The organism is Methanosarcina sp. WWM596 (assembly GCF_000969965.1).
In the GTDB taxonomy this organism is placed as follows: domain Archaea; phylum Halobacteriota; class Methanosarcinia; order Methanosarcinales; family Methanosarcinaceae; genus Methanosarcina.
Genome location: NZ_CP009503.1, coordinates 1,481,047 through 1,495,931, shown reverse-complemented (window position 1 = coordinate 1,495,931; position 14,885 = coordinate 1,481,047). Strand labels below are relative to the sequence as shown.

The window sequence follows — 14,885 nt, the reverse complement described above, 5'->3', positions numbered from 1 at the left end:
GGCTTTTATTTATTGGTTTTTTTCGATCTCTTTTTTGTCTGAAAGCCGTTCTCCTGCGTCGAGCGTGATAAAAACGACACAGCACAGCGAATAAGGTTGTACAGGTCAGAAGAAAATCTTTGATTCCTGTGGTCCCGAAACGCAATTCGGGCGAGGCACAATACAGATGTCAAAAAATAGCCATTATTGTTAAAAAGCAGCGGTCAAGATCAAATAAAAGCAGCGATCAAGATCAAATAAACAGCGATCAAGATCAAATAGTGGCGTGTTTTTAAGCCACATGAAGCCTTTCAGAAACTTTGAATCCAAAAGTATTTACTCTCCAGAAATAGATTTAGGTATAAAATTTCTTGAAATGGGAGATTACCAGTGGATTAAGATAGAGGGATGAGCTAAATGGCTATAATAAAGAATAAAACTGACTATACTATCCGGTTTGTAGCTTATCGAGCTGATGGGTCCGAAATGCCTCAGAAAGCTACAAAGATTCCGCCAGACAATAGCCGATATGTAAGTGAGGACCACTCGGGGGGAATTGACTGGTTTATCATAACGGCTTTTCTTCCAGAGAGCAATATCAGAGATCATGTAGACCTGGACATCTTACCGGCTGTGAGAGATGGGGATGATGCGCTTACATTTGCAAAAATAGGAATTGACGAGAAATTTGTGTTTATAGAAGATACCGAAAAAAAAGAATTCCGTTTTTACCATGATGAGGAAGAGCCTGAAGGAGAAATCCAGGGCTGGTAAGTAAAGATAATATGAGTATGCTTGTAAGCCGGAAAAACTTCAAGATTTCAGGCTAATCATTTCTAAAATCTTTTTCGTTTTTTGACTGGTTTACTTTTGGTTTACTTTTGATTTTCTTTTGGTTTTTTACTTAAATGTCCCGGAGTCTCTTGAGCCGGGTGCAGAACCTTCCCTCCCACCTGCACACCTGATACAGATACCTTTTCTAAGGTCCATGCACTGGCTGCATACTAGTTTTCCGCATAAATGACAGGTATGAAGTTTAGCCGAGCGCCCGCAGATTGAACATAACCCCTCTACTTCCATAATTTCGGTCTCCTGAATATTCCCAATAAAAAATGGTTTTGAATAAATGGTTTTGAATAATAGAGCTGCATAAAAGATAGTTTTGTGCCACTATAAGCATTTCCTGGAATCTGTATCTGGATACCTCCGGGAATGTCTCTTCTAGCAAGTGCCGGTCAGATACAGGAAAAGCAATGAAATCCTTAAAGAATATACCCGAATCCAAAAAAAGAAGAAAAAGGAGGAAAAGACCTCCTTGAAAATAGAGTATTAAACAGTTTCAGTCCACTATCCCGCCAGTGTTTGCGGAATGGACGGAACGCTGGTACCTGGCAAGGTAACCTGTGACATCTTTTTTCAGGGGCACAAAAGCAGCTTTCCGCTTCTGGAGCTCTTCTGCGGAAACCTTCAGGTTCAGGACCCTTTCAGGAATGTTGATTTCTATAATATCCCCAGCCTTTACGAGGCCTATTGGCCCCCCTTCACTGGCCTCAGGAGAGACGTGTCCTATACATGGTCCGCGGGTCCCTCCGGAAAAGCGCCCATCAGTTATCAGAGCCACGGACTCGAGCAAACCCATGCCTGCAATTGCAGCTGTGGATGCAAGCATTTCACGCATTCCCGGACCGCCTTTGGGACCTTCATAGCGGATAATGACAACGTCCCCAGGCTTCACATCTCCTGCAAGAATGCTCTGCATAGCGTCTTCTTCACAGTCATAAACCTTTGCAGGGCCTGTATGGACACGCATTTTCGGGTCAACCGCAACCTGCTTTACAACTGAGCCATCAGGGGCAAGGCTTCCTTTGAGAACTGCAATTCCTCCTTCAGCATGGATTGGCTTTTCAAGGGTTGCAATGATCTCCTTATTCAGTTTCGGGTTAACTATTTCAAACTCATTCAGGTTTTCCCCGATAGTTTTGCCATTAACTGTAAGCTGGTCAAGGTGGAGTTTTGAAACAAGCCTCTGCATAACTGCCTCAACTCCGCCTGCCCTATCAAAGTGCAGCATAAAATTCGGGCCACCAGGTCTGAGGGAAATCAGATGGGGTGTTGTCCTGCTCAATTCATCGAAGACTTCAAGGGGCAGCTCAAGCCCGAATTCATGGGCAAGGGCAGGAAGGTGCAGGGTAGTATTTGTGCTTCCACCGACTGCCATATCGACCATTATGGCGTTCTCAAAGGACCTGCGAGTGACAATCTGCCTTGGAGTGATGTTTTCTTTAACAAGCTCCACAATGCGCTCTCCGGATTCCTTGGCAATGCGCGTCTTTTTTGCATCCACAGCGTGGGCGGTTGCACAGCCAGGAAGGCTCAGCCCGAGGGCTTCAGTCATGCATGCCATTGTGTTTGCAGTAAACATTCCGGCACATGACCCTGCTCCTGCACAGGAAAGATTTTCAAGCCTTTTAAGCTCGGTTTCAGAAATTTTGCCTGCCCTGTGGGCTCCGACCCCTTCAAAGACTGAGATAAGGTCAGTGTATTTATCGTCCACATAGCCTGGAAGCATTGGCCCTCCTGTCACAACAATGGCAGGGATATCAAGCCTGCCTGCTGCCATAAGGTGTGCAGGTACAATCTTATCACATGTAGGGATAAGGACCATACCATCAAACTGGTGGGCTCTGACCATCAGTTCGATCGTGTCCTCTATAACCTCCCTGCTTGGGAGGGAATATTTCATGCCCTCATGCCCCATTGCAATCCCATCACAAACCCCTATGGTATGGAACTCAAAAGGAACTCCCCCAGCGTTCCTGATTCCGGCTTTCACAGCCTCAGCAAGTTTATTCAGGTGAATATGGCCAGGGATTATGTCATTCCAGGAATTGACAACTGCTATGAACGGCTTCTTCATTTCCGAATCCGTAACCCCGGTTGCTTTCAGGAGGGAACGGTTGGCGGCACGTTCAGGCCCCTCTTTGATGATGTTGCTTCTCATTGCAAATCTCCTTATGATCTCGATATTGAAAACTATCAGTGTAATTCGCTATTAATGTATAGATAGGAAAAAACTTCATAGTATAAACAGGTTGGGGAAGAAAAAGCTGTAAAAAAGTCACAGAGAAAAATACTGAAAATCTAAAAAAACTTATCGAAAGGTTAGCTGAAAAGATACAGAAAAAGGCAGCTGGAGAGGTACAGATCAAAAAAATAGAGCGACCAAAAAAAATGGCAGGTCAAAAATATCGGTAAAAGTATTATCTGGAAAGAATGGCACCTGCCTTCTGACAACAACGGTTAAAAACCGGAAAAAATATCCGAATGAGCCATTAATACCAGCATCAAATATCACAAAAAGGCAATTTATTATAATAATATCCAAATATTTATATAGCCCATCAAGGATTTTGGTTTTAGCATAGTGAACGGACCTACCCTGGACTACATCTACAAAATCACACCCAAGCAACACACCACAAAAATTTCAACCATCACAGGGTTGTCCCTTTCACCAAATTTTTTTCTTACAAATTCTTTTTCTTACGAATTCTTTTTCTTACAAATTCTTTTTCTTACAAATTCTTTTTCTTACAAATTCTTTTTCTTACGAATTCTTTTTCTTACAAATTCTTTTTCTTACAAATTCTTTTTCTTACAAATTCTTTTTCTTACAAATTCTTTTTCTTACAAATTCATATTCTCACAGGAAATGAAAGGATACTTGAAAAAATAAAAGAATTCAGAAGAAGCCTCGAGAAAAACAGAAATAAGTAAGCTAATCGGACAAAATGGTTTGAGAAGCAAAGGAATCGCAGTAAAGTTTCCCTCAAAGCCTTACCGCAGATCCTTTAATGGAGGTGTTATGTTTTTTGGACTATTTTGCCACTCTAGCCTTTTTTAGATGTTTGCCATTTTTCAGGCTTTTTGCCATTTAGTTTTGCCATTTTAGACTTCAGCCATTTAGTTTTGCCATTTTAGACTTCAGCCATTTAGTTTTGCCATTTTAGACTTCAGCCATTTAGTTTTGCCATTTTAGACTTCAGCCATTTAGTTTTGCCATTTTATGTATTCCGTATTTGTGAATCTTGAAGGTACTGTACATGGTTTCCTGAAACCCGCTTTAGATTAAGATTTGGTCGGTTAGCTTCCAGATTTGGAGATCCATTTTTCTGTTGGGGTTCGTGAAGAGTTCATGAAAGATCATGCGGGTTCACAGTGTTCTCCAGCTAATTTTTTTGGTGGTATGATAATGGAGTTCTCCTGACTGGTAGAACCGTATCACAAATACGGAGTACGGAATCTTAGTACCTCTTACATTGTATATATAGATATCTATTGAGTTTTAAAAAAGAATACGGCTGGTATAGACCATTATGAGAGAGCCCAAAAATTTACCAATAAATAGTTTTCGGCTCTACGGAATTCAGCTTTATTGGGAAAAGAGATCCCGGGATCAAAAAAACTGATATTCAATAAAAACATAATTATATAAAACAAAGCGAACCGAAAATTACAGGCAAACCTGTTGATGGCAAATATGCAGACCGGTAAATTCACACACAGGAGAATTTGCGATTCGGCATATATACAGTTTCCAAAGGATTATCCCGGAAGTGACTATTGAAACATCCCTGTGCAGGTGGTTAGAAGAAAATGGACAGTAAGACTTCAGAAAACAGAGGCGAACTAAACACTTTTCCTCAAGTAGCAGATGCTGTGGATAACAAAAGGGGAAAAGCCCTCCATGCAGTTCTGGAAAGGGAAAAAGCCCTGAAAACTATAATCAATAACAGTCATGTAGTTGTATTCCTCTGGAAAAACGAAGAAAAATGGCCTGCAGAGTTTGTTTCCGAAAATGTGGTGAACTTTGGATATACGGTAGAAGATTTTATATCAGGCAGGATACTTTACGGGGACATTATACACCCTGATGACCTTGGAAAGGTTGAAAAGGAGCTTGAAAAAAGAATAAGGAATGGAACTCCAGATTTCAATATGGAATACAGGATTTTTACAAAAGCCCGTAAAATTAACTGGGTAAATGAAAGGACCTTCATCCAGAGAGATTCGGAAGGAGAGGTAACCCATTTTCAGGGAGTGGTGCTCGACATCACCGAGCGGAAGAGAAGTGAAGAAAAACTGAAAAAAGTCCTGAGGATGCAGAAGGTACTGACCACAATAATCAACAACAGCCCTGCAGTGGTCTTCCTTTGGAGGGATGAAAAATACTGGCCTGCAACTTTTGTCTCAGATAATGTTGTACAGTTTGGATATACAGTTGACGATTTTACATCACAGAAAATCCTGTATGGAAAGATAATGCATCCCGATGACCTGAAAAGGGTTGAAGAAGTACTCGAGAGACGCATTCAGAAAGGAGAAGTAAGCTTCAATTCAGAATACAGGATTTTTACAAAAGCCGGAGACCTGCGCTGGGTAAACGAACGGACCTTTATCCAGAGAGAAGGAGATGGGAACGTGACCAGCTTTCAGGGGATAGTGCTGGACATAACTCCCCGGAAAAAGGTTGAAGAAGCCCTGAAAAAATCCCTCAAAATGCAGAAAATGCTGAAAACGATAATCAATAATAGCTCAGCAGTAGTTTTCCTGTGGAAAAATATGGAAAACTGGCCTGTCGAGTTCGTTTCAGAAAATATAACGCAGTTTGGATATACTGTAGCTGACTTCACTTCGGGTAGAATCCTTTACGGAGACATAGTTCACAAAAAGGACATCAATTCGATTTCTGAAACCCTTAAACGCTCCATTCGAGAGGGTTATGATTCTTTTGAGATGGAATACCGAATTTCCACAGGAGATGGCAATATTCGCTGGGTTGAAGAAAGGGCGTATATCCAGCGAGATCGTGAAGGCACCCCAGCTCACTTTCAAGGAGTAGTTATTGACATTACCGAAAGAAAAGAAGCACAGAAAATGCTCGAGATTCAGCGGGAACTCGGAATGTTCCTGAACGGCACCTGGAACCTCCAGACCATGCTCTCCCATATCCTTGATGCCTGCCTGCAAATAAAAGATATAGATGCTGGGGGCATATACCTGAAAGACGAACTTCTGGACCAGATTAACCTGGTGGCGCACAGAGGGCTTTCCTCCGAATTTGTGAAAAGTGTTTCTGCATACAGGGCGGACTCCCCGGAAGCAAAGAAGGTCTGGACCGAGAAACCCATTTACAAACTGGATTTTTATGCTGAAGAGATGAAAGACCTGCTAAGTAAAGAAAAGATCACTGCAGTTGCAGTAATCCCTATGAAGCATAGAGGAGAGATAGTAGGCAGCCTGAACCTCGCTTCCCGTAATGTAGACCGGATTCCCCAGAACGTCCGCGATTTCCTTGAGAGCATTGCCCTCCAGGTAGTCAACTATATAGCCCCTATTCGTATAGAGGCGGATCTTTTATAAAGACAGCCAATCTGAAGCTCGAACTATATCCGGACGACGAAACCCTTATTTAAAATAATTTTTATAAATAATGTTGAATTGGGGAGCGAGAAAAGCCCCAGGGTTATACCATCAAGCTCTGAGCTTTAGATATGCAACTGCCGGTTTTTGCTCTCCTTTTTCCGGGGTTTGAATAATCATACTTTATTATATCGCTAGAGGGATACAGGTTGAAAGCAATAGTAGTCTATCTAAGTACCTCAGGGAATACAAAGGCTATGGCCGAGGCAATAGGAAACGGAATCGAGTCAAAGAATGTGGATGTAAAGGTTGTCAGTTTCTATGATGTAAAGCCCGAAGAACTCAATGAAGCAGAAGCAATTGCAGTTGGCTCTTCGACTTTTTACTACAAAATGCTGCTGCCCATGGAAAAATTCATGAATGAAACCCTTATTTCCACAAACCCACAGGGCAAGATAGGTGCTGCATTCGGATCTTACGGGTGGAGCGGAGAAGCACCCATATTGATAGCCGAAAAAATGCGGGAAATGGAAATGAGCGTGGTGGACCCCGTACTCCGGATTCTTCACAAACCCACGGACAAGGACCTGCAGGAATGCAAGCGGCTCGGCATTGACATTGCAGAAAAACTGAAGCATAAAAGCAAAAAGGCAGAGTAATAAAAGCAGCCCGGATTGTTTTAAAACGAGTGGCCTGGATTATTCCAGTGCCATTTCCACTCGTTTCCTGAATTCACCAGGTTTTTCGGAAACCAGGACAACAGTCCTGAAAAAACCCTTATCTTTTCTGATTGCCACAGCTTTTGCGTGCTTTCCCACAAAAATTAGTTTGCGGCCCCATATTCTGACACCCCACCCCATATACCACGGAAATTCGTCCATGATATCTACCGAGCTGATATCGGAAAAGGGAATGCTGTACCTGAATGGTGGAAAAACTGCAACCACGCGATCGGAAGTTATCAGGAATTTCATGCCAAAAAAGCTCCACATTGCAGCAAGGTAAATGAGGAGGATAAGAGGCAGAAAGTACCTTTCCTCAGGATCAGTCCCAAAGCCAAAAAGTTCAGTAAGAGAAAAGATGTAAAATGCCAGGATCAGCAGCAGACCTGTAACCATAAGCAATCTTATTTGTTTACTGTAGGTTGCCTTCTGTTCGTAAAAGCCTATCATAGCATTACCTCCTGTTGAGGGATTTTCAATTTTTTCATTCCGGGTTTAATCATTCCTGAGGAATTTCGGTAACTGGGGTTGAATCCAGCAGCAGCTCATTGAATATTTCAGTGCCCAGCTGCCGGGCAGAAAGCTCATAGCTTATAAGGCTCTCTCTGTCAAAGTGCCTCTGATTCTTCGGGAAAAGGGATACCAGGAAAAACTTATCACTAACGACAAGATTTGCAATCTTCAGTTCGCCTGAATACCGGAAAAATTTCACATTATCAAGAGACATCATAATTCGGAAGTCCTTCGTATAGTCCTGGTAGTACCGCTGAAAAACAGACTCCGACATTAGAAAAGAGAATTTAACTCCCTTTATTGCAAGCTCCTGGCAAAGAGAAATCAGAGGCTGGTGAAAGTAGGCTATAGCTTCAAGAACATAGCTGGACTTTGAAAGGTTTTCCACAACTTTAGGGTCGACTTCGAACATGCGGTCCAGGTCAGGCTGAATCAGTTCACATTTTCTAAGTTCTCCCAGTCTCTTCCGAAAAGAGGGAGGTGCCCCCTGCAGGTCCTTTTCCGACCAATACTCAAAGTTATCTTCAAAAAGTTCTATAGTGCTGACAAGGGGCTTCATTTTTTCAACGAGAACCTTTCCGATGAGAGAAAGAATATAGGTTTTGTCCTCCTGAACGACAAGGGACATATCTTTTAATTTTTTAATCTGGGGAAGGATAGAAGTTGAAGTTACCTGAAGGGCTTCCGTAATTTCATCCATATTTTTGGGCCCGCTTTTCAGAAAAAGCAATAACTGTTTTCGTTTATCGGAAAGAAAAATCAGCTCTATAAGTTCCAGTTTCACCCTTCAGTCTCCTATAAGTGTTATAAGGCTAAAAAGATTACAGATAAGACTGAAAATATTACAACCGCTAAAAATATATAAGTTATTACTTTTTCCCTCTATTCTTACCTGAAGAAAAAGCAGAGCCTTTTAATAAATCCGGATTACCAGATTAAATCCTGACAATAAGTTTAAACTTGAGAAGTATAAAAAAGTCAAAACTTGAGAAGTATAAAAAAGTCAAAACTTGAGAAGTATAAAAAAGTCAAAACTTGAGAAGTATAAAAAAGTCAAAACTTGAGAAGTATAAAAAAGTCAAAACTTGAGAAGTATAAACTTGATTATGGGAGACTATACAAAACTACTAAAAAAGATTTTTGAGAATTAATATCATGAAAAATCTGATGGAATTTCCCTGACCTGATAGCTTCCGCTAGATAGGTGTTTATTATCATCTCAAGTCAGGGTACCTTCCAGATTCCTTAAACTTAAAGTTTCAAGCTGGAGATTTTATAACAAATAAGGGTTCTTGAAAGATTTTTAATCTTTCAACATTATCTTATCTGCATTGAAAAATATAAGGAAAATCCTGTCCCGACAAGCTTTCAGGCAGAAGCTTCCTTGGTCAGGATATAAGCGACCATTTCAGGGTTCAACTTGCTTTCCCTTGAAACCTTTTCTTCGATTCTCTCAGCAGGTGTACCCTCCATCTTCAGTTCTCTGATCTTCTCAATCACCGAGGACGGGATACTGTAATATTCATTAATGTCTTTCCTGTGGCCCCAGACATCTCCTTCAATAAGCTGGATTCTCTGCATCTCAAGGAACATTTCTATGGACTTTGAGACCGTGCGTCTGTAAGATTTAGGTAACTGAATGACCTCAATCTTCGGACAGGTTTCTACCAGTGCAAAGATGTCCTTGTTCGAAGGCCTGAAGGCCAGGTGAACAACACGTTCATTAGGGTTAAGTGTAAAAATCTCTTCCCTGGAACTAACTACTCTAATTTTCATTATGTCTTCCCCCACTTTAAAGTTCTTTTACGTTTTTACCTCATTATAAACTACTTATACTTATTATAAATATTTGTCTACCACGCCCGTTAATTTTTAGATAGTTTACTGCATTTTCAGTCCAGTCTCATAACCCTAAAAGTGACAGAAAAATCTCGGAAAGGTAATAAAAACAGAACTGAAGTATTCGGAATCAAGGGATCTTCAACCCTTCTAATGAGCCTCCCCGAAGAAGAAAAATAAGAGAAAATGTAATTGGATAATTAATTAAAACCATTCGGTAAAATCTGGAACCCATAATCTACTATTTTCAGGAGCTTGCCCTTTAACTTACGATACAGTTCAACAGCTGCCCTGCCCTCAAAAATTAAAGGAAATAACGCTCATGTTTTAATTTATATCTTCATTTCATTTTCTGGAAGATCTCTACCTCTTTTCTGCCTGCATTTCCAGCCCAGGAAAGAGCGCACATCGGACATTCAGGTCCAAAACCCGCTGCGTTGTATCCGGTCATTCCACCTGCAGCGTTATTCACCCTGAAAAATCCGTGTTTTTTGAGAATACTGCACCCCATACCTGACCTGTGCCCTGTGCTGCAAATTACTGCATACTCAGCTTCAGGGTCAAGTTCCCTGTACCTTTCCCTCAGTTCCTGGACCGGAATATTTACTGCATGTTCTATATGGAAACTCTCAAACTCGGAAGAAGCCCTAACATCTAAAACTAAAGGAGGTTTTTTACTTCTAACCCATTCATATAGCTCAGGAATCGATAGCTGTGGCACATGGGAAGCCCTGAATCCAGCTGTTACCCAGGCAAACATTTCCCCTACCAGAAAACCGACAATACTGTCAAGCCCAACCCTGTGCATCCAGACCGCAGATTTCCTTGCATCTTCCTCATTATCTGAAACGAGCAGGATCTGCTTATCCGGAGGCAAGAGCCAGCCTGCATAGGTAGCAAAGTTACCCCTAAGGTCGATACACCAGGAACCAGGAACATGCTCTCCTCCGAAACTTTCGTAATGGCGGCTGTCAAGAATTGCTGTATCCTCCCTTCCGGCAAATTTGAAAAACTCCTCGGGAGAGATCTCTTTCAGTGGCGGAATTTCTTTGAGTTTTGTGGGACCTTTCCGATTGATTTCGGTGCAACGGCTAAAATGATCAGGTGCAGGAGGCATATTTGTTGTGAGGTTTTCTATAAACCCTTCCCTATCAGGGATCTGGAGAGCATAGTTGTATTTGCGTTCATATCCGATTGTACTTGAACGTTTAGCTCCCATAGCCCTTCCGCAGAGCGAGCCTTCCCCATGCGCAGGATAGACCTCGCAAGAATCAGGAAGGGAAAGCAGTTTTTTGTGCAGGCTGTCGTAAAGCATGGAAGCCAGTTCTCTGGCTTTTCCAGGGAACAGGTCTGGTCTACCCACATCCCCGACAAAAAGTGCATCCCCGCAAAAAACAGCAGCCGGATCAGGACCTCTGGAAGTGTCCGAAACCACATAGGAGATATGTTCAGGAGTGTGCCCTGGAGTTTCCAGTATCCTTACAATCATGTCCTCGATTTCGAACGTATTCCCTTCAACGAGCCCAATATGTTCAAACTCACAGTTAGCAGCTTTAGGGGTATAGATAGGTGCTCCCGTAAGCTCAGCGAGATCCATATGTCCGGAGACAAAATCTGCATGCAGATGTGTCTCCAGGATGTGAGTAATTTTCAGGCCCCTGGATTTTGCCTCTTTGATATAGACATCTACATCCCTTTGCGGGTCAATGACCGCACAGCCTTGCTTTCCTGCAAGAATATACGAACTGTGTGCTATGCCTTTCACAAAAAATGGAGTTATTTGCATACTATTTTCCCCCATCAACAGGTCGGCGATGTACCGAAAATTCTGTAAAATAGATTACCTCCGTATCATAAAAGATTATCTTTTAGATCAGGAAGATGAAATTAGCCAGTTAATTACGTGATTTTTCAGGATATGTCCTGTTTCAGGTCTTTTTCCGAACCTTTTTTTCTGAACATTTCTTCCTGAAAGTTTATGCCCTTTTGAAGAGAAACAATACTAAACTTTGCTAAATATATTTTTGAATCGGATTCAGGTTCAGTTGAACAGAATTTGGATCTATTTTTAATATTGGGGGTGTCAGGCAAGTGTTATTAATGGATATCATCACCTGGGAGCCGAAAGACTCCGAAAAGGTCAAGAACTGCTACATGAATTATGAATACCCGAAAGTCTTGAAAGTAATCAACGATTGGATAGACCTTACGGGATACCGCATGTTCCTGATTTATGAGACTGACGACGAGAAGGCTTCTGCAGCTGCAAACCTTCCATTTATAGGGCTTTGCAGGTTTGAGACCTTCCCGGTCATGAAGGCAGAAAAGTACATGCAGATGGTCCAGGAACTTGCAGGAAAAAACGGAGAAAAGGGGGTTGAAGCTGCAGCCCCTGGCAAAGGAGCCTCAGGAAAAGAAATCCTGACGCAAATAGAGAGCCTTGAAAAAAGAATATACCGCTTGGAACACCACTCTTTTATCCAGCAAGAAGACACAACCTGAATCCCGGATGCGCAATCAGGGAAAAAGCCGGATTTCAATAGCAGGGAATGAAGAGAGGAAAATAAGTCAACCCTCTCGAATTTATTTTTCAAGCTTATTTTTCAAGCACGTCTTCGAATTTGTCCGCGCCCATCCTGTAAATGTGCCAGCCGTCGACAGGCACGGCCCCGAAGTATTCGTAGAATTCCCTTGCAGGGTTCCAGTCAAGCACTGTCCACTCCATCCTCCCGCAATTCCTTTCTATCGCAAGCTTTGCACAGTGGAGGAACATTGCCTTTCCTATCCCCTTTCCTCGGAACTCTGGTTTTACAAAAATATCTTCAATATAGAGTCCCTGCCTTCCTACAAAAGTGGAGAAGTTGTGGAAAAATACCGTAAATCCCGCAGGTTCCCCCTCGAGTTCGGCGAAGAAAACCTCGGCATAGGGTCTTTCCCCGAACATGGACTCCATCAGAGATTCTTCAGTGGCTTTGACCAGATGGGAGAGTTTTTCAAATTCAGCAATGCCTTTGACAAATTCAAGAATAAGGGAAACATCTTCTTTTTGTGCAAAACGGATATTTAAACCGGTTTTTTTCTCAGTTTCAGCTATTTTTATACCTTCTATTTATATTTCTTTTTTTAAAATTTATCAATTAATATAATCCCAATCTCATCCATGTAAATCCTGATGGATAAACGATTATTTAGTAAAATTTTATTATTTGGAGAGTAATTGACTGAATGTACATGGTTTTTGTCAATTCAAATAAATTAAAAACCAAATCAAAGTCTTGTGTAAAATGCTCGGTCAAGAAGATTTCAAACCGGTAACACTTGCCGACAGGGTTTTTTCGAGCGTCATTATGCGCTTTACCCGCAAACCCATAGTAGCAATACGTTCACGAATATGATATGCTGGAGCCATTTTACCGTACCAGTACGCGTACGTGAACGGGAATGGGATTATTTTTTGCACCACCGCAGGGATTACCCGGTTCCACCCACCAATCGGTTCCAGGGACCCTGCGCTTATGCGTGCGCTTATACGGCTGGCGCTGGACGTGAGCGGCGATAGCCCATGTGCTCATTGATCCGGATACGGCGCAGTGGATGCAGGAGCTTGATCCCGGACTCATGCTGGTGCCGGACCGAAACAATTTTGAATATGTGTACATGGCTTCCGACCTTGTGGAACTCCCGGGGAAGAAATCCCTCAAAATCCGCAGTCATCTCAACAGGTTCCGAAAAAATTGCCTGAACACGGTCGAACAGATAACATCCCAAAACCAGGGAGAGATGATGGAATTCCTGAAGGAAGGGATCTATAAAACTATCAATGAGGAAACTGCAGCGGTTCTTATCGGCGAGGTGGAGTACATCAACAGGGAGATCGATCTCGGTGTCGGCGGCCTCAGAGAAGTAACCGACAAATAAAGAACCACCAGTCCTTTAGAGAAGGAAAAAATAAATAAAAAGAAAAAAAATTGAAAGAATTCACTCTCCCGTCTTCATTCTTCTTTCTTCTTTTTCTCGAAGGCTTCCTTTACAATCTTAACTGCGCAGAGTTCGCCGCACATGGAACAGGCATCACTTTCCGTTTTGCGGGTGTCCCGGATTTTGCGGGCGCGGGCGCCGTCGATTGCAAGTTCGAACTGCTTTTCCCAGTCAAGGTCCCTGCGAGCATAGGCCATGGCTGTGTCCTGTTTCCAGGCGCGTTCCCTTTGGCCTTCTTTTATAAGGTCGATGGTGTGGGCTGCAAGCTTTGTTACGAGTAGACCTTCTTTGATATCCTCGAGAGAGGGAAGGGCAAGGTGTTCGGAAGGAGTTACCATGCACAGGAAATCCGTGCCGTACATCCCGGCAACTGCACCCCCGATTGCCCCGGTGATGTGGTCAAAGCCAGGAGTGATGTCAGTAACAAGGGGTCCGAGGAGGTAAAGGGGGGCTCCGTCGCAGAGCTCTTTCATACCCCTGACACTGAGTTCAATCTCGTTTAAAGGGACGTGGCCCGGGCCTTCCACGAAAGTCTGGACATCGACTGCCCTTGCACGTTTTACAAGCTCTCCGAGGGTTATGAACTCCATGAATTTGGGGCGGTCCGACGCATCGGCAATACAGCCCGGGCGCATGCCGTCTCCAAGGCTCAGGGTCATGTCGTATTCTTTTGCGATTTCAAGAAGATAGTCAAATTCGACATAGAAGGGATTATCCTCCCCATTGTGGAGCATCCAGGCAAGGGTAAAAGAGCCTCCGCGGCTGACCACGTTCATTATCCGATCGCTCTGGCGCAGGCGTTCGAGGGAATTTAAGTTGACCCCGGCATGCACGGTTACAAAGTCCACACCCTGTTCTGCATGCTTTCTGACAGCGTTGAACATGTCGTCAGAAGTCATTTCCACGACAATATTCTGGGAAGCTGCAGCCTGGTAGATCGGAACAGTACCTACGGGGATGTTTACGGCTTTGATGATACGGGTGCGGATTTCATTCAGGTCCCCACCTGTGGAGAGGTCCATTACTGCATGAGCCCCGAAGGCTTCTGCAGCTTTTGCTTTCTCGATTTCGGCATCGATGTCGATGCAGTCCCTTGATGTGCCTATGTTGGCATTGATTTTTGTGCTCATGTATTTGCCAATCCCAACAGGGAGAGTTTCTCGCCTATTGTTTCTGGGAATGGTTATCAGCCCTTTTGCCACGCAGGAGCGGACAATTTCGGGGTCGATTCCTTCGGCTTTTGCCACGGCTTCTATTGAGGGGGTGACGATTCCCTTTTTAGCGTCTTCCATCAGCGTCATTGTTACTCCGTATGATGAGGGGAAATGGGGGTAAGTATAAGAATATATCAGTTGTACAAAACGATCCAGATATAATGATTAACTAAAACGATTGATCCTCGTGATTATAAGGATTAATCTCTGTGATTAT

14 protein-coding genes are annotated in these 14,885 nt (G+C 42.9%); 6 read left to right on the top strand and 8 right to left on the bottom strand.

The features are described from left to right. Positions 1–396 precede the first annotated feature (396 nt). A complete protein-coding gene (locus MSWHS_RS06665; RefSeq protein WP_048127039.1) occupies positions 397–753 on the top strand; it encodes a hypothetical protein in 357 nt (118 codons plus the stop codon). Between the two features lie 126 nt (positions 754–879). Here MSWHS_RS06665 and MSWHS_RS06660 read toward each other — a convergent pair whose 3' ends face one another. Both MSWHS_RS06660 and ilvD read right to left on the bottom strand, forming a co-directional pair. After that, positions 880–1,059: a hypothetical protein gene (locus MSWHS_RS06660; RefSeq protein WP_048127037.1), complete on the bottom strand. Its 180-nt coding sequence runs from the start codon at positions 1,057–1,059 to the stop codon at positions 880–882. Positions 1,060–1,318: 259 nt separating this feature from the next. Then, positions 1,319–2,980 (bottom strand): dihydroxy-acid dehydratase, encoded by a 1,662-nt coding sequence (gene ilvD, locus MSWHS_RS06655; RefSeq protein ID WP_048127035.1) that lies wholly within the window; start codon positions 2,978–2,980, stop codon positions 1,319–1,321. A 1,655-nt stretch (positions 2,981–4,635) separates the two neighbouring features. Here ilvD and MSWHS_RS06645 point away from each other — a divergent pair. Together MSWHS_RS06645 and MSWHS_RS06640 are read left to right on the top strand one after the other, a co-directional pair. Further along, the gene (locus MSWHS_RS06645) at positions 4,636–6,402 is read left to right on the top strand and encodes a PAS domain-containing protein (protein ID WP_048127028.1); all 1,767 of its coding nucleotides are present in this window, start codon (positions 4,636–4,638) and stop codon (positions 6,400–6,402) included. A 209-nt stretch (positions 6,403–6,611) separates the two neighbouring features. Beyond that, positions 6,612–7,061: a flavodoxin domain-containing protein gene (locus tag MSWHS_RS06640; RefSeq protein ID WP_048127026.1), complete on the top strand. Its 450-nt coding sequence runs from the start codon at positions 6,612–6,614 to the stop codon at positions 7,059–7,061. A 39-nt stretch (positions 7,062–7,100) separates the two neighbouring features. Here MSWHS_RS06640 and MSWHS_RS06635 read toward each other — a convergent pair whose 3' ends face one another. The 4 genes from MSWHS_RS06635 to MSWHS_RS06620 all read right to left on the bottom strand — a co-directional run bounded on the left by MSWHS_RS06635 (position 7,101) and on the right by MSWHS_RS06620 (position 11,262). After that, positions 7,101–7,574 carry a hypothetical protein gene (locus tag MSWHS_RS06635; RefSeq protein WP_048158872.1) on the bottom strand — a complete coding sequence of 158 codons (474 nt, stop codon included), beginning with the start codon at positions 7,572–7,574 and terminating at the stop codon, positions 7,101–7,103. Positions 7,575–7,623: 49 nt separating this feature from the next. Then, positions 7,624–8,421: a winged helix-turn-helix domain-containing protein gene (locus tag MSWHS_RS06630; RefSeq protein ID WP_048127022.1), complete on the bottom strand. Its 798-nt coding sequence runs from the start codon at positions 8,419–8,421 to the stop codon at positions 7,624–7,626. Positions 8,422–9,005: 584 nt separating this feature from the next. After that, positions 9,006–9,413 (bottom strand): DUF1699 family protein, encoded by a 408-nt coding sequence (locus MSWHS_RS06625; RefSeq protein WP_048127021.1) that lies wholly within the window; start codon positions 9,411–9,413, stop codon positions 9,006–9,008. Positions 9,414–9,816: 403 nt separating this feature from the next. Continuing rightward, on the bottom strand, positions 9,817–11,262 hold the full coding sequence (locus MSWHS_RS06620; RefSeq protein WP_048127013.1) for an MBL fold metallo-hydrolase: 1,446 nt from the start codon (positions 11,260–11,262) through the stop codon (positions 9,817–9,819). Positions 11,263–11,576: 314 nt separating this feature from the next. Here MSWHS_RS06620 and MSWHS_RS06610 point away from each other — a divergent pair, with 314 nt between their 5' ends. Next, positions 11,577–11,978: a DUF3303 domain-containing protein gene (locus MSWHS_RS06610; protein WP_231585713.1), complete on the top strand. Its 402-nt coding sequence runs from the start codon at positions 11,577–11,579 to the stop codon at positions 11,976–11,978. Between the two features lie 94 nt (positions 11,979–12,072). On the opposite strand, the gene MSWHS_RS06605 is transcribed toward MSWHS_RS06610, so the two are convergent. Next, on the bottom strand, positions 12,073–12,429 hold the full coding sequence (locus tag MSWHS_RS06605) for a GNAT family N-acetyltransferase (RefSeq protein ID WP_231585619.1): 357 nt from the start codon (positions 12,427–12,429) through the stop codon (positions 12,073–12,075). A gap of 478 nt (positions 12,430–12,907) precedes the next feature. Between MSWHS_RS06605 and MSWHS_RS21315 the strand changes: the two genes are divergently transcribed. Further along, the gene (locus MSWHS_RS21315; protein ID WP_231585618.1) at positions 12,908–13,051 is read left to right on the top strand and encodes a hypothetical protein; all 144 of its coding nucleotides are present in this window, start codon (positions 12,908–12,910) and stop codon (positions 13,049–13,051) included. Next, positions 13,041–13,394, top strand: coding sequence for a phosphatidylglycerol lysyltransferase domain-containing protein (locus MSWHS_RS21310; RefSeq protein ID WP_231585617.1), 354 nt, complete (start codon positions 13,041–13,043; stop codon positions 13,392–13,394). Before MSWHS_RS21315 ends, MSWHS_RS21310 begins: the two co-directional genes overlap by 11 nt. Positions 13,395–13,468: 74 nt before the next feature. On the opposite strand, the gene thiC is transcribed toward MSWHS_RS21310, so the two are convergent. Next, positions 13,469–14,755 (bottom strand): phosphomethylpyrimidine synthase, encoded by a 1,287-nt coding sequence (gene thiC / locus MSWHS_RS06595; RefSeq protein ID WP_048127004.1) that lies wholly within the window; start codon positions 14,753–14,755, stop codon positions 13,469–13,471. Positions 14,756–14,885: the final 130 nt, after the last annotated feature.